Annotated in this window: 13 protein-coding genes and 1 pseudogene; 3 read left to right on the plus strand and 11 right to left on the minus strand. The window is 71.7% G+C overall.

The annotated features are described in order from the left end of the window. Nucleotides 1-18: 18 nt before the first annotated feature. Together BKA10_RS09020 and BKA10_RS09025 are read left to right on the plus strand one after the other, a co-directional pair. Complete coding sequence (locus BKA10_RS09020) at nt 19-2,643, plus strand: LuxR C-terminal-related transcriptional regulator (RefSeq protein ID WP_183499587.1); 2,625 nt, start codon at nt 19-21, stop codon at nt 2,641-2,643. Nucleotides 2,644-2,734: 91 nt separating this feature from the next. Continuing rightward, entirely contained in the window at nt 2,735-3,535 is an 801-nt protein-coding gene (locus BKA10_RS09025; protein ID WP_183499588.1) for an IniB N-terminal domain-containing protein, read from the plus strand. Nucleotides 3,536-3,980: 445 nt separating this feature from the next. On the opposite strand, the gene BKA10_RS09030 is transcribed toward BKA10_RS09025, so the two are convergent. From BKA10_RS09030 to BKA10_RS09040, 3 genes are all read right to left on the minus strand, one after another. Continuing rightward, a complete protein-coding gene (locus BKA10_RS09030; RefSeq protein WP_183499589.1) occupies nt 3,981-5,591 on the minus strand; it encodes a dynamin family protein in 1,611 nt (536 codons plus the stop codon). Beyond that, nucleotides 5,588-7,483 carry a dynamin family protein gene (locus tag BKA10_RS09035; RefSeq protein WP_183499590.1) on the minus strand — a complete coding sequence of 632 codons (1,896 nt, stop codon included), beginning with the start codon at nt 7,481-7,483 and terminating at the stop codon, nt 5,588-5,590. The genes BKA10_RS09030 and BKA10_RS09035 overlap by 4 nt, the downstream gene beginning before the upstream one ends. Before the next feature lie 148 nt (nt 7,484-7,631). After that, nucleotides 7,632-8,972, minus strand: a complete 1,341-nt coding sequence (locus BKA10_RS09040) for a hypothetical protein (RefSeq protein WP_183499591.1) — start codon at nt 8,970-8,972, stop codon at nt 7,632-7,634. A 760-nt stretch (nt 8,973-9,732) separates the two neighbouring features. On the opposite strand from BKA10_RS09040, the gene BKA10_RS09045 reads away from it, so the two are divergent. Further along, nucleotides 9,733-10,932 carry a class I SAM-dependent methyltransferase gene (locus tag BKA10_RS09045; RefSeq protein WP_183499592.1) on the plus strand — a complete coding sequence of 400 codons (1,200 nt, stop codon included), beginning with the start codon at nt 9,733-9,735 and terminating at the stop codon, nt 10,930-10,932. Nucleotides 10,933-11,021: 89 nt separating this feature from the next. Here BKA10_RS09045 and BKA10_RS16665 read toward each other — a convergent pair whose 3' ends face one another. The 8 genes and pseudogenes from BKA10_RS16665 to tsaE all read right to left on the minus strand — a co-directional run bounded on the left by BKA10_RS16665 (nt 11,022) and on the right by tsaE (nt 17,946). Continuing rightward, nucleotides 11,022-11,978 (minus strand): ribonuclease E domain-containing protein, encoded by a 957-nt coding sequence (locus BKA10_RS16665; RefSeq protein ID WP_241739889.1) that lies wholly within the window; start codon nt 11,976-11,978, stop codon nt 11,022-11,024. After that, nucleotides 11,975-13,027 carry a tRNA (adenosine(37)-N6)-threonylcarbamoyltransferase complex transferase subunit TsaD gene (gene tsaD / locus BKA10_RS09055; RefSeq protein WP_183499593.1) on the minus strand — a complete coding sequence of 351 codons (1,053 nt, stop codon included), beginning with the start codon at nt 13,025-13,027 and terminating at the stop codon, nt 11,975-11,977. The genes BKA10_RS16665 and tsaD overlap by 4 nt, the downstream gene beginning before the upstream one ends. Before the next feature lie 197 nt (nt 13,028-13,224). After that, nucleotides 13,225-13,680, minus strand: a pseudogene (rimI, locus tag BKA10_RS09060) (ribosomal protein S18-alanine N-acetyltransferase); the annotation flags it as partial. Further along, nucleotides 13,677-14,345: a tRNA (adenosine(37)-N6)-threonylcarbamoyltransferase complex dimerization subunit type 1 TsaB gene (tsaB, locus tag BKA10_RS09065; RefSeq protein ID WP_183499594.1), complete on the minus strand. Its 669-nt coding sequence runs from the start codon at nt 14,343-14,345 to the stop codon at nt 13,677-13,679. The pseudogene rimI and the gene tsaB, both read right to left, overlap by 4 nt. Before the next feature lie 197 nt (nt 14,346-14,542). Further along, entirely contained in the window at nt 14,543-15,319 is a 777-nt protein-coding gene (locus BKA10_RS09070; RefSeq protein WP_183499595.1) for a hypothetical protein, read from the minus strand. A gap of 56 nt (nt 15,320-15,375) precedes the next feature. Beyond that, a complete protein-coding gene (locus BKA10_RS09075) occupies nt 15,376-16,722 on the minus strand; it encodes a sensor histidine kinase (RefSeq protein WP_183499596.1) in 1,347 nt (448 codons plus the stop codon). Beyond that, nucleotides 16,712-17,389: a response regulator transcription factor gene (locus BKA10_RS09080; RefSeq protein WP_183499597.1), complete on the minus strand. Its 678-nt coding sequence runs from the start codon at nt 17,387-17,389 to the stop codon at nt 16,712-16,714. The genes BKA10_RS09075 and BKA10_RS09080 overlap by 11 nt, the downstream gene beginning before the upstream one ends. A gap of 53 nt (nt 17,390-17,442) precedes the next feature. Next, complete coding sequence (gene tsaE / locus BKA10_RS09085; protein WP_183499598.1) at nt 17,443-17,946, minus strand: tRNA (adenosine(37)-N6)-threonylcarbamoyltransferase complex ATPase subunit type 1 TsaE; 504 nt, start codon at nt 17,944-17,946, stop codon at nt 17,443-17,445. Nucleotides 17,947-18,112: the final 166 nt, after the last annotated feature.

An 18,112-nucleotide genomic window follows, 5' to 3' on the forward strand; every position in this document is an offset into this window, starting at 1 on the left:
AGGTGAGGACAAGGACAGATGACTGCAGCGACCACGACCGCACAGCGCGCCGCGAGTGCAGGGCGCACCGCTCACACCACGATGGGCATCGCGACCCTGGCATCCATCAGGGCCACGGACACCCCCGGGCGCAGGCCCGGCGAAGCGCTCCTGGCAGCGATCGCCGATGCCGCTGCCACGCCGGCCGCGGCCGACGGCCCGATCCGCGGCATCGTGGTGGGCCCGGCAGGGTCGGGCAAGACCGCGGTGCTGCGGGCGCTGCGCGCGGAACTGGCCGCCCGCGGGTTGGCGACGACCGCGGCGATCCCCGCGGCATCCACGGAAGAGATCGTCTTCGTCGACGACGCGCATGCCCTGCCCGACGACGACCTCGACGCGCTCTCGCGGTTCGCCGCCGATCCGGAGGCCGGTCTCGTCGTCGCGCTGCGGCCGCACGGCGGCGACGGCCTACGGCAGCTGACGGCCCGGCTCGAGGGGTCGCGGCCGCCGATCCTCCTGGGCGAGGTCACCGCCGAGCAGGTCGCGGCGGCGACGCGCATCCCGCTGCACTGCGCACAGGCGCTCGTGCGACTGACCGGATCGCTGACCTGGCTCACGCTGGCGGCCGTCGACGCGCACGACGCGGATGCGTGCGACGCCGATCCCACGCACCGCGACCTGATGCGTGCGCTGCGCGGCGTCATCGCGCACCGTCTCGACCACCTCGACGCCGCGACGCGCTCGGCGGTGGAGGCGCTGTGCCTGGTCGATCCGGCCGAGCTCTCCCGCATGGAACCGCCCACCGGCACCTGGGATATCGCGATCGTCGCCGGCTCGGCGGCAGGCCTGCTGACACCCAACGGCACCCCGCCGCGGGTGGTGCGGGCCGCCGTGCATGCCGTCATCCCGGCGCATCGCGTCGCCGCGCTGATGGCGACGACGGAGAGCCACACCACGACCTCCCCCGAGGACGACGTACCGGACGACGCACCGTGGGCCGGGGGCCCCGACGGCGCGGCTTCGCGGGCCGAGCGACTGGTCGTGCTGGCCGACGCCCTGCGCGCCGACGACCCCGCCCGCGCCCTGGCGATGTACCGCGAGGCGTGGGCGACCGGCGCCGAGCCGCGCGGACTGGGCCTGCGCTTCGGCATCGCCGCGCTCGGCACCGGCGACCTCGACGGCGCCACCTCGTCGTTCGATCGGATGCTGGCATCGTCCGATCCGCAGACGGCGGCAGATGCCACAGCCGCGGCCATCGCTGTCTGGGCGGCGCGGGGCGCCCTGGCCGCCGGCACGACCGGCGCAGTCGGAGCAGCCCCCGCGACCACGAGCGCGGTCGACACCGCCGCGGCCCCGCCGTCGCCGGTCATGTTCGCACGCATGGCGCTGGCCGCCGTCGGCGCAGGCGCGAACCCGGGCGCGGCGCCGACGCCGCAGGCCGGCGCACACGACACGCTCACCATCGCCTCCGAGGCGCTCGGGGCCGCGTTGACCGCCTCGCTCGGCGACGATGTGCGCGGTGCGGTCGACAGCCTGGTCCTGGCATCCGAGCTGTACAACGCGACACACTCCGACTTCCCGCTGGTCGAGCCGCCCGCCGTCGTCGCCGCCGCAGCGGCCCTGACGACCGGTGCGCTGCCGGTCGCGGCATCCACTCTCTCCGCGGCCGTGCACGCACAGCAGGGCGGGCCGTGGGCACGCCCCCGGCTGCGGCTGTGGCAGGCGTGGGTCGCGATCCAGGCCGCACGCCCCGACGAGGCCCGCGCCCACATCGAGCAGGCGCAGGACTGCGGGGTCGCGCTCCTCCCCCGCGACCGGCTCATCCTCTCGGCGTGCGAAGTGGCGCTCGCCCGCCGCTACGCACACACCGCCGAGGTGATGACCGTGTTCCGCGAGGCCGGCCACCACCTGCTGCGGCGGCGGTTCGACACGTATCTGCACCCGTTCCTCGGCGAACTCATGCTCGCCGCCGTCCGCGTGGGCGCCGCCGACACCGTCGACCGCCACTTCGCCGCGGCGCTGACCAGCCTCGAGCAGCTCGGGTCGCCGCCGCTGTGGGCGCCGCTGCTGCACTGGAGCGGCATCCAGCGCGGCATCCTGCTGGGCAGGCCCGACGAACTCGTCCCGCATGCCCGGGCGCTCCTGGCCGCGGCCGTACACAGCCCGTTCGCCGCGCAGCTCGCTGCGGCCGGCCGCACCTGGACCGATGTGCTCGCCGGGCACGTCGATGCGGCGGCGGTCGAATCGGCCGCGCAGGCGCTGGCCCACCATGGGCTCGCATGGGACGGGGCGCGCCTGGCCGCCCACGGCGCCGCGCGCACAGCCGACAAGCACGTCTACGCGCAGCTGCTGGCCTGCGCCCGCGACCTGCACCCGAAACAGGTGCTCGGCGCCGAGCCCGCGCACACCGCGCCCGCGGTCGCCACACCCGACGGCTCCGCGCTCAGCGCGCGCGAGCTCGAGGTGGCGCAGCTGGTCGTGCAGGGCAAGACCTACGTCGAGATCGGCCAGACCCTGTTCATCTCGCCGCGGACCGCCGAGCACCACATCGCCCGCATCCGCCGCCGGCTGGACGCGACCTCGCGGTCGGACCTGCTGACCAAGCTCCGCGACCTGCTCGGCGCCGAGACCGACACCGATGCCGATGCGGAGGTCGTCGCATGATCACCCGGGCGCTCCCCACCGGGCCAGGGAGAACCCTTCCGGCCCGTACCCCTCACGAGGGGAACACAGCATGCAACCACAAGGAGACACCATGAGCACCGTGCTTTCGACCATGGCGAACGCGCTGATCGATTTCATCCTCAGTCTGCTGCGCGACCCGGATGCGGCTGCCGCGTTCGACGGGCAGCCCGAAGCGACTCTGGCCGATGCCGGACTCAGCGGCGTTTCGTACGACGACGTGTGCTCGGTGATGCCGCTGATCTACGACAATCCGCAGGTGGTGCAGCGGGCGAGCGATACGAGCCCGACTTCCGTCACGCCCGCTGTGCACCCGACGGCGCAGCCGATGTCGCAGACGCCGCCGGACGTGATCCGCGAGCTGCGCGACGTCATCAACAACAACTCGTACATCAACAACAACTCGACGCTGGTCGATCAGTCGGTGAACCAGAACATCTGGGCCGATGGCGATGTGATGCAGCTGTTCGACAATGAGACCGTCGTCGCCAGCGGCGAGGGCTCGACGGCCGCGGGCAACGACGTCGTGCATGACAGCAGTCAGAACTCCGGTACGACGATCATCGCCGGGCGGGATGCCGCGGTCGACAACGACACGGATGTCACCGCGACGGTGGACTCGTACAACCAGACCACCGACAACTCGACCAACACCGGCACGGCCCCCGCCGCAGCCACCCCGGCCGACGTGGTCACCGCCGCCGCGGCAGCACCGGCCGCCGAGCCGGTCGCCGCACCCGAGCCCGCCGCGGCCCCGGCGCCGGAGCCGCTCGCCGACACGCTGAGCGAGTCCGACCCCTACGCCGATCAGGGGGTGGACACGGCCGCCGAGCCCGTGGCGTACGACGAGCCGCTGACCGACGATGACTACTGAACCCACCGCCACGCCCGGCGCGCTGCGGACGCCCCGTTCGCAGCCGCCGCGGCCGACGCTGGCCACGAGCAATCACGCGCCGGTGGTGGCGAAGGTGCCGCCGCCGTTCTCGGTGCGGCTGAGCGAGCTGTTCTGGATCCTCAGTCTCGCGGCGGGCGCCGTGGGCGTCGTCTACATGTTCATCATCCGCGCCGACCAGACCGCGCACATCGAAGAGCGTGTACGAGGGGTGGATGCCACGCGCGCCGACGAGACGGTCACCGCGACCGCCGACATCATCTACTGGTCGCTGTTCGGCGCGCTCGTGGCGATCGTGCTGCTGCAGATCCTGTTCCTGGTGTCGTTCGCGAACCGTCGGGCGGGAGCCCGGTGGTGGTTGCTGGGCACCCTGCTGCTGCAGGCAGTGGTCCTCGTCGCGATGCGCGAGTTCACCAGTGAAGAAGCCTCAGCCGACCCGCTCCGGCTGATCCTGCTGCTGCAGGGCGGGCTCGCCGTCGTCGGGCTGCTGTGGAGTCTGCTGCGCGGCGCCCTGCGCTGGACCGCCCGCGGCATCGACGTCCGCCGCGGACCGGAGAGCTTCGGAGCGGGCGGCGACCTCTGACGCGATCCCCTCGAGGGTGCGCACGACGTCGCCGCACACCCGCGCGGTCGTGCGGGAGGCCAGCGGCGACTCGGCCCGTTCGCGCCACTGCGCGACCAGCACGTCGATGCGGTGCAGGGTCGACGTGCGGCGGGCGTCGGCGCCGAGGCCCAGACGGGTGGAAACATCCACGCCGGCGCCGCCGAGGATGCGCTCGGCGTCGGCGGCCGCGTCGGGGTCGAGCCCCAGCCCCTCGGTGCGCGAGCGGGCGAGCAGATCGAGTTCGCGCAGCTCGTGCGAGGCGGCCGTCAGCCGTTCGACCCCGGCGGCGATCGCGGCACTGCCCTCGCGGGGCCGCTCGGCGAGCAGCGACTCGAGCCCGGCCGTCACCGCCCGCACCTTCAGCGCGGCCTGCCGTGCGCGGAACTGCTGCCGCACGAACGCGCGCAGCTCTTCGAGCCCGCTCTGCTGCACGAGCCGCTCCGACAGCTGCTGGGCCGAGTGCGTGCCCCCGCGGATGAGGGCGGTGGCCAGGCGGATGCCGGAGATCCCGAACCGGTCGACGAGTGACTGCCGGGCGGCGACGTCGAGCACGGCGGTCTGGGTCACATCGGTGCCCACGAAGCGGTCGACCGACAGCAGCATCCGCTCGCGGCGTGCCCGATCGAGCCCGGCGAGCGCGCTCAGCGCGGCGAACTCCCGCTCGCGCAGCGTGCGCGCGCTCTCGGCCAGCAGGCCCGCCACCGGCAGCACAGTCAGCGCCAGTGAGCGCAGCTGCACGTGCTCCCGGTAGCGTTCGGCGATCTTCCGCGCCGACAGCATGGCATCCAATCGCCCGGCGCCCACCTCATCGGCGCGCGAGAGCACGGCGACGGCATTGACGGCGTGCGCGGTGCCCGCGGCAGTGTCGCGGAACGCCTCGAGGAAGGTGAAGTCGGAGGGATGCAGGTGCCGCATGAGGTAGACGATGGCGTCGGCGTCGGACGGCGAGCGGTCGTCCGGCGTCAGGAACGTGCGGGTACGGTGCGAGATGTGGTCGGTGACCGACTCGATGCCGGGAGTGTCGATCAGCACGGTCGAGCGCAGACTCACCGACGGCCAGCGCACGTCGATGTGGGCGATCTCCTCGACCTCGGTGCCGCCCAGCTCGAACACGAGGCGGCCTTCGGTGCGGTGCAGCGCGAGGCGTCGGTGCCCGCCGCCCTGCAGGTGTGCGACCACGCCGGGGCTGTCGCCGTAGCGGTACCAGGTGACCGCGCGCGTGCACTCCCCGGCATCCGTCGGCGCGATGCGCTCACCGATCATGGCGTTGAGCAGCGTCGACTTGCCGGCCTTGACCATGCCGGCGATGCCCAGCCGCAGCGGGTCGCTCAGGCGCGCTCGCCACTGGTCGATGCGGTCTGCGGCGACGGTGTCGTCGCGGTAGACCTCGCCCGCGGCGTCGACGAGCCGGACGGCGTCTTCGAGCAGCGTCACGACGGGCCCGCCGCCGTCAGCGCCTGAGCCTGCGCCCGCATCTCGAGCGACTGCGGCGCGTCGCCGGGCCCCAGCGCCGGCACCGCGGATCTCAGCAGCTGCAGCGTCTGTACCCGGCGCTGCAGGTACTCGATGCGCTTGTCGCGGTCCTTCGAGTAGGCGCCCGCCGAGAGCCGCGCGGCATCGGCGGCGGCCGTCAGCGACCGGTAGATCTCGTCGGCGCGGGCGCCGAAGTGGTCGCGCGTGGCGCGCTGCACGGCCCGCAGCCGGTCGCGCAGCTGCTTGCCCACCTGGAAGGCCACCTCGTCGATGTATCGCCGGACGAGGTTCTTCGCCTCGGACTGCCGGCGGCTCAGCCGCGCCTGCTTGTCTTCGCGGTACGCGCGGCGGCCGACGAGCACACCGGCCAGCAGCGAGAGCGGGTTGAGCATCGACATGCCCAGCACGCTCGTGGCGAGCCCCACCATGAGGACGCCGCCATAGGAGCCGCGCACCCCGATGTAGAGCTTCTCCGCGGCCGAGAGGGTCGCGGCATCCATCCCCGAGATCTCCTCGACGGGGTCGAGCACGCCGGTCACGTCGCTCACATCGATGTCGGGGATGTCGTCCTCGCCTTCGAGGAACTGCTCGGCAACGTCCTGCGCCAGCCACTGCTGCCGCTCGTTGGTCCACACGAAGGTGTCGGTGACCGCCTCGCCCACGCGCTCGTCGAGCCACTGCGCGAACTCGTCCCAGATCGGCCCCGGGTCGCCCTCTTCGATCGCCGACTCGGCCTGCCGCTGCACGCGGCGCAGGCGGTCGCGCAGGTCATGCTCGGTGTCGGCGATGAGGTCGGCGATGCCGTCGGTGAGCGTGGTCTGCCACCGCGACGAACGGCTGCGGAAGTCTTCGGCGCGCTGCTTGGCGATGTCGAGCTGGTGGATGAGCTCGGGCGTCTGCTCGGGGTGCTGCAGCGCGTGCAGTTCGGACTGTGCGGCGATCGCGAGCTGGTCGGCGACCGAGACGATATCCGCCGACGCCGCGCGCCGCTGCAGGTGGTCCGCTCGGCCTACCACCTGCGTGCGCAGATGCTGCACGAGCGCCGGGAAGCCCGACTCGTCGTTGAGCTCACGGTCGTGCTCGACCGCGGCGGTCAGTCGCAGGTCGCTGGACACCGGGAAGACCGGGACCGCGCCGATCTCGGTGAGGTGCTGGGTGTCGAGGTCGGTGATCTGCCGCCACTGCGGGTAGACGTCGGTCTTCGAGATCACCGCCGACACGTGCGGCGAGATGCGCAGCGCCTGGCTGAGCAGCCGCAGCTCGGGTGCGGTGTACTCCTGCGAGGCGTCCGAGACGAGCAGCATGGCGTGGGCGCCGACGAGCGCTGACAGGGTCGACAGTGCGCGGAACGAGGCGACGTCGGCCACACCGGGCGAGTCGACCAGGCGCAGGCCGCCCTTGAGGATCTCGCGAGGCAGCATCACCTCGGCCCCGACGACGGGGGCGCCGTCGTGCATCGCCGGATCGGCGGTGACGTGGGCCGGCAACTCGTCGAGCGGGATGGGGCGGCGCTCGACCCCGGCATCCACCCCCGACTTCACCAGCAGCGCGGCCGACGGCGTCTCGCCGTACCCGACCACGGTGGCGACTCGCGTGGCGATGTCGTCGTCGATCGGGCAGGCCGGCGCGCCCACGAGCGCGTTGATCAGCTTGCTCTTGCCCTGCTTGTACTCGCCGACCACCAGCACCCGGATGTACGGATCCTGCAGCCGCGCGCGCGTGTGCATCAGCCGCTCGCTGAGGTCCTCACGCCCGACGGCATCGCTCATCGCCGTGAGCTGGTCGACCAGGCGCACCAGATCTTCGGTCGTCGGAGCCGACGTGTCGGCCCCCTCCCCCACGGGCTCGTTCATGGATGACTCAATCCGCTCACGCGCGACGCGCGAGCCCCCCACTTGGCAACGTAACGGGTTCATGGGCCGGGCTCAAGGGCCGGGCGCACCGCACGGCGCCCCGGGTGTCGAGAACACCCGGGGCGCCGGTGCTGCGTGGTGCCGTGATCTACATCCCCAGGTCGAGATCAGCGTCCACGTCGACATCGACCGCAGTCGAGCCGTCATCCACGATGTCGTTGCCCATGCCGACGTTCGACGACCAGATGTCGGTCGAGTTGTCGGTCCAGGCCTGATCGTTGTTCAGCGTGGGAGAGAACTCCTCGTTGAAGGAGTTGTTGAACGAGTCCGAGATCGTCGTGTTGATGCTCTCGTCCAGGCTGTTGTCGACCGACGTGTTGGCGGTCCACTCCGACGTGAACGAATCGGTGATGTTCGAGTGCAGCGAGTTGTCCGTCGTCGACTCGTCCACCGCCGAGTTGTGCGACGCGATCGTGGTGTTGATCGTCGTGGTGTTGCCGATGAAAGCGTCACCCCCGGTGAGGTAGTTCACCGAGTTGTCGATCGAGTTGTCGAACACGACGTCGTTGCCGGCCGCGTTCGAGTTCGCACCCGTCGAGGCCACCACCGACGACGCCGAACCGATCGCGACATCTCCGCCGGCGTTGATGTTGGCGTTGATCGACTGGTCGAGCACCGTGTAGTTGCTGTTCACCGTGCCGGCCGCCGCCGCTGCTCCCGCAGCCCCGCCACCGCCGATCAGGTTGCCGTACTCACGCACGCCCGCGTTGACGGAGTTGTCGTTGGCCGAGTCCTTGATCGAGTTGTCCTGGTTGTAGTCCAGGTCCTGGTTGTACGAGCCGACGTTGCCCGAGTCGTGGTTCGAGTTGTCGGAGTTGTTCGCCCAGCCGTTGACCGAGTGGTTGGAGTTGTCCGAGTTGTCGGAGTTGTCGGAGTTGTCCGAGTTGTCGGAGTTGTCACTGTTGTCCGAGTTGTCGGAGTTGTCCGAGTTGTCGCTGTGGTCGTCCGTCGAGTTGTCGGAGTTGTCCGAGTTGTCGGAGTTGTCGGAGTTGTTGCCCCAGCCGACGCCGATCACGTCGTCGTCGCTCGAGTTGTCCGAGTTGTCGGAGTTGTCGGAGTTGTCCGAGTTGTCGCTGTTGTCGGAGTTGTCCGAGTGGTCGTCGGTCGAGTTGTCGGAGTTGTCCGAGTTGTCCGAGTTGTCGGAGTTGTCGCTGTTGTCGGAGTTGTCCGTCGATGAGTTGTCCGAGTTGTTGCCCCAGCCGACGCCGATCACATCGTCGTCGCTCGAGTTGTCGGAGTTGTCGCTGTTGTCCGAGTTGTCCGAGTTGTCGCTGTTGTCGGAATTGTCCGAGTTGTTGCTGTTGTCGACCGAGTTGTCGGAGTTGTCCGAGTTGTCCGTCGAGTTGTCGTTCCCCAGATCCACATCTGCATCGACGTCAACGCCCACGTTGGTCTCGTCGACGTCGCTGAGGAAGTTGCCGTCAGCCATAATCTTGTCCTCTCATAGAGCACCCCCAGGGCGCCGGTTGAGTAGAGTCTGCGCCGATGGCCGCACCCCGGCATCCGGGACCATCCCCCCATGTCCCCCTCCAGACTCGGGGTCCGTTAGGGAGTCCGCACCCGGGGTATGGGGGATCCCTGTGTCTGCCGGGCATGACCACCATCACCAGCCGAGACTTCAATCGCGACGTCAGCGCCGCCAAGCGGGCGATCGCTCGATTCGTGGATCGCCGAGCAGCGCATCACCGACCTGGCCATCAGCGCGCCCACTCTTCTCGAGCTGGAGGTCGGAGTTCGCCGCACGGAAAGCCAAGATGCCGCCGGTGGTGCGAACCTGCGCCGCTGGCTCGACGGCACCGTGCGGACCATGTTCGCGGGGCGGATGCTCCCCATTGACGAAGCTGTCGCACTCGCGGCGGCCCCGATGCACGTACCCGACCCGCTCCCGGCCATGGCGGACTCATCGCCGCCACCGCGCTCGTCCACGGGCTCACCCCGGTCACCCGCAATCGTCGCGACATGGAACGCACGGGCGTCAACATCCTCAGTCCCTGGGATGACGACTGACCACAGTGTTGCCGCGGGCCTCATCCGGCCGAGAATGCCGCTACGCGCTGCGATAGCCGCACTTCGCGACGGATGAGCCCTGGGGCTGCAGCGCTCATCCGGCCGAAAATGCCGCTACGCGCGCCGGTGAGAGCACTTCGCGACGGATGAAGTGCCGCCCGCGCGCCGCATAGGCTGGCCGGATGGATCTGGCCGAACTTCACGCCCTGCTGACCCCCGAGGGCCTGCGGCTGGTCGACGACCTCGGCGAGATCGGGTCCACTGACGATGTGGCTGCCGCGGTGTCGCGGCTGCGGCGCGACGGCCACTCCCCTGACCTCGTCTCGGCCGTCGTCGATCAGGCACGGCTGCGCACGAGGGCCCGCGCGAAATTCGACACGTTCGCCGGTCGCATGCTGTTCACCCGCGCCGGCCTCGAGCAGGCGACCAGACTGGGCGTCGCCGCCCGGCACGCGGCCCGATTCCGGGCGGCCGGCATCGAGCGGGTCGCCGATCTCGGGTGCGGTATCGGCGGTGACGCGCTCGGTATGGCGGGCCTCGGCCTGAACGTTCTCGCGGTCGACGCCGACGAAGTGACCGCGGCCCTCGCCGCGTACAATCTCGCGCCGTTCGGTGACGCGGTCGCGGTGCAGCACGGCCGCGCCGAAGACACCGATCTGAGCGGCGTCGACGCCGTCTGGCTCGACCCCGCCCGCCGCACCGCCGGCCATACCGAGACCACCCGCGTCGGCGCGGGCGACTGGTCGCCGTCGCTGGAGTGGGTGTTCGATCTCGCCGAGCGGATGCCGGCGGGCATCAAGCTCGGCCCCGCATTCGACCGCGCGCGCATTCCCCACGGGGTCGAAGCGCAGTGGATCAGCGTGGATGGCTCGACGATCGAGCTCGTGGTGTGGTCGGGCATCCTGGCGCGGCCCGGCGTTGCCCGGTCGGCGCTCGTGATTCGAGGGGACTCGGCCGCCGAGCTGACCGCACCGGCCGACAGCGCCGATGAGCCGGTGCGCACGCTCGGAGAGTTCATCCACGAGCCCGAGGGCGCCGTCATCCGTGCCCGGCTCATCGGCGAGGTGGCCCGGGAGTTGGAGGCCGGAATGGTCGCGCCCGGCATCGCTTACCTGACCGGGGATGCCGCGGTCACGAGTCCGTTCGTGCAGACCTTCCGGGTGCGCGAGCAGCTGCCGTTCGACGTGAAGCGGCTCGGCGCAGCGCTGCGCGAGCGCGGCATCGGGACCCTCGAGATCAAGAAGCGCGGCGTCGACATCGACCCGGCGGTGCTGCGGACCAAGCTCAAGCTGCGCGGTGACGCGTCGGCCACCCTGATCCTGACGAAGATGGACGGCAAGCGGGTCGCGATCCTCGCCGACCGCGTGTCAGCGACGACGTAACTCCTTCGATCTGGAAGCAGGCCGGCACGAATCGGACCTTCCGACGGCTCCGGCAGCCGAATCGAAGGAGTTGGGCCGAGTGCGGTCGGTCAGGCGAAGACCGGCACCTGGGTCGATGCCCACCAGAGCCACCCGGCGCTGTAGATGAGTGAGAGAACTCCGAGGCAGAGCGCCCAGACGGCCATGGCGGTGCTCTCCCACGGGCGGCGCAGGGCGATGATCGCGAACACGACACCGGCGAGACCGATCACGAAGCCCCACCCCACAAGGAGCGAGACGATCAGCCCGATGATCGAAAGCGTCAGCGCCCACGGCGCGCTCTCCGGCAGCGGTGCGGGCGGAGGCGGCGCCCACTGCACCTCGGGCTGCACGGGCTCGAGCGTCGGCACCGGCGCGGTCAGCGCACGCGAGAATCCACCGCGGTGCTCCCCCGGCATGGCCGAAGAATCGACGGTCGCGTCGACATCTTCGGACGGCGGCTCGACCACCGGGCTCACCGGCCTCGCGACCGCGGACGGGGCGACGGCCGTGGGCGGGCCGGGCACCACGGGCGGGCCGGCAACCGGGGCGGCGACAACGGGCGGGGCGGCCGACACGGGCGGGCCGGCAACCGCGGGCGGATCGGCGACAACGGGCGAATCGGCCGACGCGGGCGGGTCCACGACGGCGAGCAGGTCGGGCCCCGCGGGCGGATCGGCGACCACGGGCGGGGTGACCATCGGGCTCACCGGCCCCGCCACCACGGGCGGCTCGACCCCCGGGCTCACCGGCCTCGCGACCGTGGGCGGGGCGGCGACAACCGGCGGGGCCGCAACCGCGGGCGGGTCGGCTACCGCGGGCGAGTCCGCGACGGCAAGTGGGTCGGGCGCTACGGATGGATCTTCAGTGTCGCTCTGCGCGGACGGTTCGGCGGGCACCCGCACCTCGGCAGGCACCGGCATCTCGGAGGGCCGCGTCAGCTTCGAGGGCTGCTCGGCGGCATCCGGCCCCACATCTGGCGTCCCGGGTTGCGTGCCCGGCTCGCGTCCGGCATCCATCTCGGTCATGCGGCGGCCACCTGGATCTCGGTGACCGGCAGGGTCGAGTCCGCGCCGAACGCGAGGGTCGAGGGCTTGCGGCCCGACATGATCAGCTGCGACGCGAGGCCGGCGATCATCGCGCCGTTGTCGGTGCACAGCGACAGGGGCGGGATCCGCACGGCAACGCCCGCCGCCTCGGCGCGCTCGATCGCCACCTCGCGCAGCCGCCGGTTCGCGATGACGCCGCCGCCGAGCAGCAGCCGCGGCACATCGTTGCGGGCGCAGGCGTCGAGGGCTTTGGTGACCAGCACATCGACGACCGCTTCGCGGAAGGATGCCGCGACGTCGGGCACCGACACCGTCTCACCCGCGGCCGTCGCCTGCTCGACCCAGCGTGCGACGGCGGTCTTGAGCCCCGAGAACGAGAAGTCGTAGCGGTGATCTGCCATGTCGGAGGCGCGGGACAGCCCGCGCGGGAAGCGGATGGCGTTCGGGTCGCCGGTCGCGGCGGCCCTGTCAATCTCGGGGCCGCCGGGGTAAGGCAGCCCGAGGATGCGGGCGATCTTGTCGAAGGCTTCGCCGGCGGCGTCGTCCATGGTTTCGCCGAGCAGCTCGACGTCGTCGACGAGATCGCGCACCAGCAGCAGCGAGGTGTGCCCGCCGCTGACGAGGAGTGCGACGGTCGGGTATTCGACCTCTTCGCCGGTCAGCAGGTCGGCGGCGATGTGGCCGACCAGGTGGTTCACGGCATACAGGGGCTTGCCGAGCGAGACGGCGAGCGCCTTCGCGGCGCCGATGCCGACCATGAGCGCGCCGGCCAGGCCCGGCCCGGAGGTGACGGCAACGGCATCCACGTCACGCAGCATGATGCCCGCCTCCGCGACGGCGGACTCGATCGCGGGCTGCAGTGCTTCGAGGTGGGCGCGGGCGGCCACTTCGGGCACGACCCCGCCGTAGCGCGCGTGTTCGTCCATGCTCGACGCGATCGTGTTGCTCAGCAGCGTGCGCCCGCGGACGATGCCGATGCCCGTCTCGTCGCAGCTCGTCTCGATGCCGAGCACCAGTGGCTCACCCATCAGCACCACCCTTTCTGCGTCGACGCGGCGCTTGGCGCGGGCGCGGCGCTCGGCGCGGGCGCGGCGGTCGGCGCGGACGCGGCGTCCGCGCCCGGCTCACCAAGTTCGCAGACTCGCGCCAAGTTCGTACCATTTCCCGGATTCGGTGCGAAGTTCGCGCGATTCTGCGAACCTCGCGCGTCCGAAGACCCCCGCGCCGCAGCCCACCCGACCAGGTCGAGCTTCATGACGACGGCGTCGACGCCGTCCGGCTGGTAGTAGTGCGGCCGGCGGGCGATCTCGACGAAGCCCTCCGACACGTACAGCGCCGTGGCGACGGGGTTGTCGGCGCGAACCTCGAGGAACACCTCGCGCGCCCCGCGCTCGCGCGCCGAGGTCAGCAGCTCGTGCAGCAGCGCGCGGCCGCGGCCCTTGCCCCGGGCGTCGGCGGCGATCGCGATGGTCTGGATGTCGGCATCCGCCCCGCCCTCCACCGCACGCACTCCGCCGTACCCGCGCAGCTGCCCGGCTTCGATGTCGACGACGTAGCGGCCGTGGGGCGAGTCGAGTTCGGCGGCCATCATGGCGTCGCTCCAGGCATCCGAGGGAAAGCTCGCGCGCTCGAGCGCCATGATCTGGTCGAGGTCGGATGCCGTGGCGGTACGCAGTGTCATGTGCCCACCCGCTTGGGCGCGGCGGGAAGGGTGACGTCGGGGGCACGCAGGTAGAGGGGTTCGGCCGGTCCGTCGGCGCGGCCGGCGGCCAGCGCGCGGGCGCCGGCGAGCGCGATCATCGCGGCAGAGATCGCCGAGACCTCGCGGCGCTCGGCACCGAGCTCGGCCAGGCGCTCCTCGAGGTCGGTGCGCAGGATGTGAGCGGGCTCCGTGCGCCGGACCGGAAGCCCGTCGTCGTCGAGGCCGTCGTAGACCGTGTAGGCGAACTCGCGGCGGCGGGCGTCGGTGACGACCGCGAACGGCGGCAGGTCGGCGAACGGGTCGGCGAGCAGGATCGCGAGGGCGGCGGCGTCGTGGCTGACCACCGGAACGACCGGGATGCCGCGGCCGAGCGCGAACGCCCGCGCGGCGGCGATGCCGACGCGCAGTCCGGTGAAGGGGCCCGGCCCCATGCCGGCGGCGACGGCGGTGATCTCGACGGCACCGGGCGCGGAGGTGGCGCCGACCGGGCCGAGCGCGGCGCCGGCGAGCGCCGACTGCACCAGGGTGCCGATGACTTCGGCGTGGCCGAGCGGATTGTCGCTGACCTGCTCGGCGAGCACGGCACCATCGGGGTCGGTGACGGCGACGGCCGTGCCGAGGGACGTGTCGATGCCGAGGATCACCCCTCCAGGGTAGTCGGGCGGCGGCACTGCGACGCCGGGCCGCGCGGGTGCTGCGACGCCGGGCCCACCGTGCTGCGACGCCGGGCCTCGCGGGCGTCGAGATCGCACGAACCGCCCGCGCGGCAACGCGTCAGGTGACGGTTCGTGCGATCTCGATGTGTGCGGGAACGCGGGATGCCGGTGTGCCGGCCGCCGACTCAGTCGCGGTCGACGGCGATCACGGTCAGGTCGGCGGCCAGCTCGACCTCGACCTGTCCGCCGGCTTCGCGAGCCACCGTCACGTCGTAGCGCGTGCCGTCGTCCGTCTCGATCGAGGTCACGATGCCCGGTCCGGCGGCGCCGATTGCGGCGGCCACGATGTCGTCGATGCGGGCGGTGTCGATGGGCGGGTCGGCTTCGTCGTCGCGGTGATCGGCACGCACCGTGGTGGTTCCGTCGCGCGCGACGCGCACGTCGACCTCGGAGCCGTCGGGCAGGATCACGTCGACCGACCAACCGTAGGATTCGAGCTCGACCGACGAGGCGCCCGTGCCCTGTGCGGCGGTGACGGCGAGATCGATCGCGACGACGAGGGCCGCAGAGCCGGAAGCGGCATCCTGCGCTTCGGCAGCCTGGCGCGCAGCTTCTTCCTGTGCCTGGCGCTCGCGCTCCTGCTGTGCGCGCCGCTCGGCGTCGGCCGCGGTATCGGCGGGCGGCGTGTCGGCGGTGGGATCCACGCCCGCCGCGTCCACGTCGCTGACCTCGGCGGCCGGCACGGCCGGGAACGTGCCGCGATCGTTGAGCGCGGCGATCGCGCCGATGCCGACACCGCCGACCAGCAGCACAGCGACGCCGGTCGCGGCGCCGATGAGCAGGGGGCGCGCAGCGGGGCGCGTGCGCGTCGGGGCGACTCGCTCGGGGTCGCCGGCGGGCGTGGGCTCCGGCGGCAGGACATCGTCGGGGAGCGGAGTGGTGGGGGTCTCGTCGCTGTTCATGTGTCCAGGGTCTCGCGCGGGCGCTGAACCTGATCTGAACCGTCCTGAACGGGCATTCAGCCGGTGGCTTCGGGCAGTTCGAGGACGAAACGCGCACCGCCGCCGGGCGCATCGTCGATACGGACCGAACCGCCGTGGGCGGCCGCGATCTCCCGGACGATCGCGAGGCCCAGGCCACTGCCGCCGGCTTCTCGCGATCGGGCCTCGTCGAGGCGCACGAATCGCTCGAAGACGTGTTCCCGATCGGATGCCGGTAGGCCGGCGCCGTCGTCGTCGACCCAGATCAGCGCCCGCCCATCGACCGCGCGCACGCCGAGGGCGATGCGCGACGATGCGTGGCGGACGGCGTTGTCGACGACATTTCGCACCGCGCGGCCGAGGAGCCTCTCGTCGCCGGCCACCGGCACCGCGGCGATCGCGCGCGCGTCGACGGCGATTCGGTCGAGTGCGCGGATGCGCTGCGCTTCGGCGAGCATCAGGTCGTCGAGATCGACGGTGCCGCCCGCGCGTACCGCCGCTTCGTCGAGACGGGCGAGCAGCAGCAGGCCTTCGAGGATGTCCTGCATGCGCGCACCCTCGTCGAGCACGACGTCGGCAAGCTCGCCGGATGGTGCGGCTTCGGGGTGGGTGCGTGTCAGTTCGGCGAACTGCCGGATCGTCGCCAGCGGCGAGCGCAGCTCGTGCGACGCATCGCCGGCGAAGCGCTGCCGCGCCCGGTAGCCCTCTTCGACCCGGTCGAGCATGCGGTTCATGGTGCCGGCGAGACGGTCGATCTCATCGCCCGAGCCGTCGCCCGGCACGCGCCGATCGAGCGCTTCGGCGTCGATGGACTCGACCTGGCGCCGGATCCGCTCGACCGGGGTCAGCGCACGCGCCGCCACCGCCCACACCACGAGGGCGATCACCGCGACTGCGAGCGGCACGCCCACCAACAGCAGCGTCGTCGCGGCACCGACCGCGTCTGTCACGTCGCGCAGCGACGCGCCCAGCACGAGGACACCGTCGTCGCGCGTCTCGGCGACCACGAGCAGGGGCTCACCGGCGATCGTGGTGCGCACAGGCTGGTCGGCCGGCGGAGTCGGCAGGGCCAGCGCCGCGTCATCGTTGATGACGGTGCTCGATCCGGTGCGCCAGGCGATCAGCACGTCGTCGTCGCGCTCGGCGATCCACGCGGATGCCACGAGGCCCTCATCCAGGCCGTCGGCGATGCTGGTGAGCTCGGACTCGAGCCGCGTCGCGACGCCGGTGGTGAGTGTCTGTCCGAGCAGGGCGACGATCCCCCAGGCTCCGAGACCCAGGACGAGCGCGACCACGAGGGTCGCGCCGATGGTGATGCGCGTGCGGATCGAGAGGGCTCGCCGGGGCGCCGGGGCACCGGCATCCACTTGTCGATCAGCCACCATCGGCCGCCAGTCGATAACCCGCGCCGCGGAGGGTCTGGATGCCGTCGCGCCCGAACGGGCGGTCGATCTTGCGGCGCAGGCGGCCGATGTACACCTCGACGATGTTCGGGTCGCCCTCGAAGTCGTCGGCCCAGACGTTGTCGAGCACCTCCAGCTTGGTGACGACCTCGCCGCGGCGGCGCAGCAGGAAATCGAGCACCGCGATTTCGCGCGAGGTCAGTTCGATCTCGGTGTCACCGCGGTGGACGGTGCGCGCGGCGGGATCCAGCCGCAGGTCGCCGGCTTCGAGCACGACCGGGCGAGCTCGCGCCCCGCGGCGCACGAGCGCCCGCAGCCGCGCGACGAGCACCGGATACGAGAACGGCTTGGTGAGCCAGTCGTCGCCGCCGGTGTCGAGGCCTTCGACCTCGTCCCACTCGCCGTCCTTCGCCGTGAGGAACAGCACGGGCGTCCAGATCTGTTCGGCGCGCAGGGTCGCGCAGACGCGATACCCGCTCATTCCGGGCATCATGACGTCGAGGATGATGACGTCGTAGTCCTGCTCACGAGCGCGCCACAGTCCGTCCACGCCGTTGTGCGCGACGTCGACCGCCATCCCCTCGGCCTCGAGCCCCCGGCGCACCCCGTCGGCGAGACGCACCTCGTCGTCCACGAGCAGTACACGCATGGGACCGAGTCTGCCCTGCCCGACCTGACTCCGCACTGAATCGGCGGCGCGGCTCATGGATGCCGGGTGACGATGACCTTCCGCGGCGCGTTGTCCTCCATCTCGCGGGCGGCCGGCCCGCTCGTGCCGCAGGCGCTGTCGACGCCGGTGCCGCTCCACTCCTGCTCGAGCTCGACCTCCCACCAGCGGTCGACGAGGCCGTCGACCATGCCGCGTCCCCACTCGACGATGGTGACGGAGTTCTCGTAGTCCAGGCCGAGGTCGTCCAGTTCGGCCGGAGACCCGAGCCGGTAGGCGTCGACGTGCACGAGCGGTGGCCCGTCGACCAGCGACGGGTGCGTGCGGGCGATCACGAACGTCGGGCTCTGGATCGGGCCGCGCACGCCCAGCGCGTCGGCAATGCCGCGCGTGAGGGTCGTCTTGCCGGCGCCCAGCGGGCCGGTCAGCACGACGAGGTCGCCGGCGCGCAGCGTGGCGCCGAGTTCTCGTCCGAACGCCTCCATGTCGGCAGGCGAGCCGATCTCGCGCACCCCGACAACGCAATCCAGCCCGGTCATCGCGCTGCCTCCGGCCGCATTTCGGCGCCGTGCGGGGCCGAAGGCGGGCGTAACTCCTTCGAAACGCGGCTTCGACGCCGCGCCATCCCCGCAATTCCGCGGGTCATCCGCCGCGACTCTGCGAGATCGAAGGAGTTACGCGAATGGCGTGTCCGACACCCCACCC

It is taken from the genome of Microbacterium invictum, from assembly GCF_014197265.1.
Taxonomy (GTDB): Bacteria; Actinomycetota; Actinomycetes; order Actinomycetales; family Microbacteriaceae; genus Microbacterium; species Microbacterium invictum.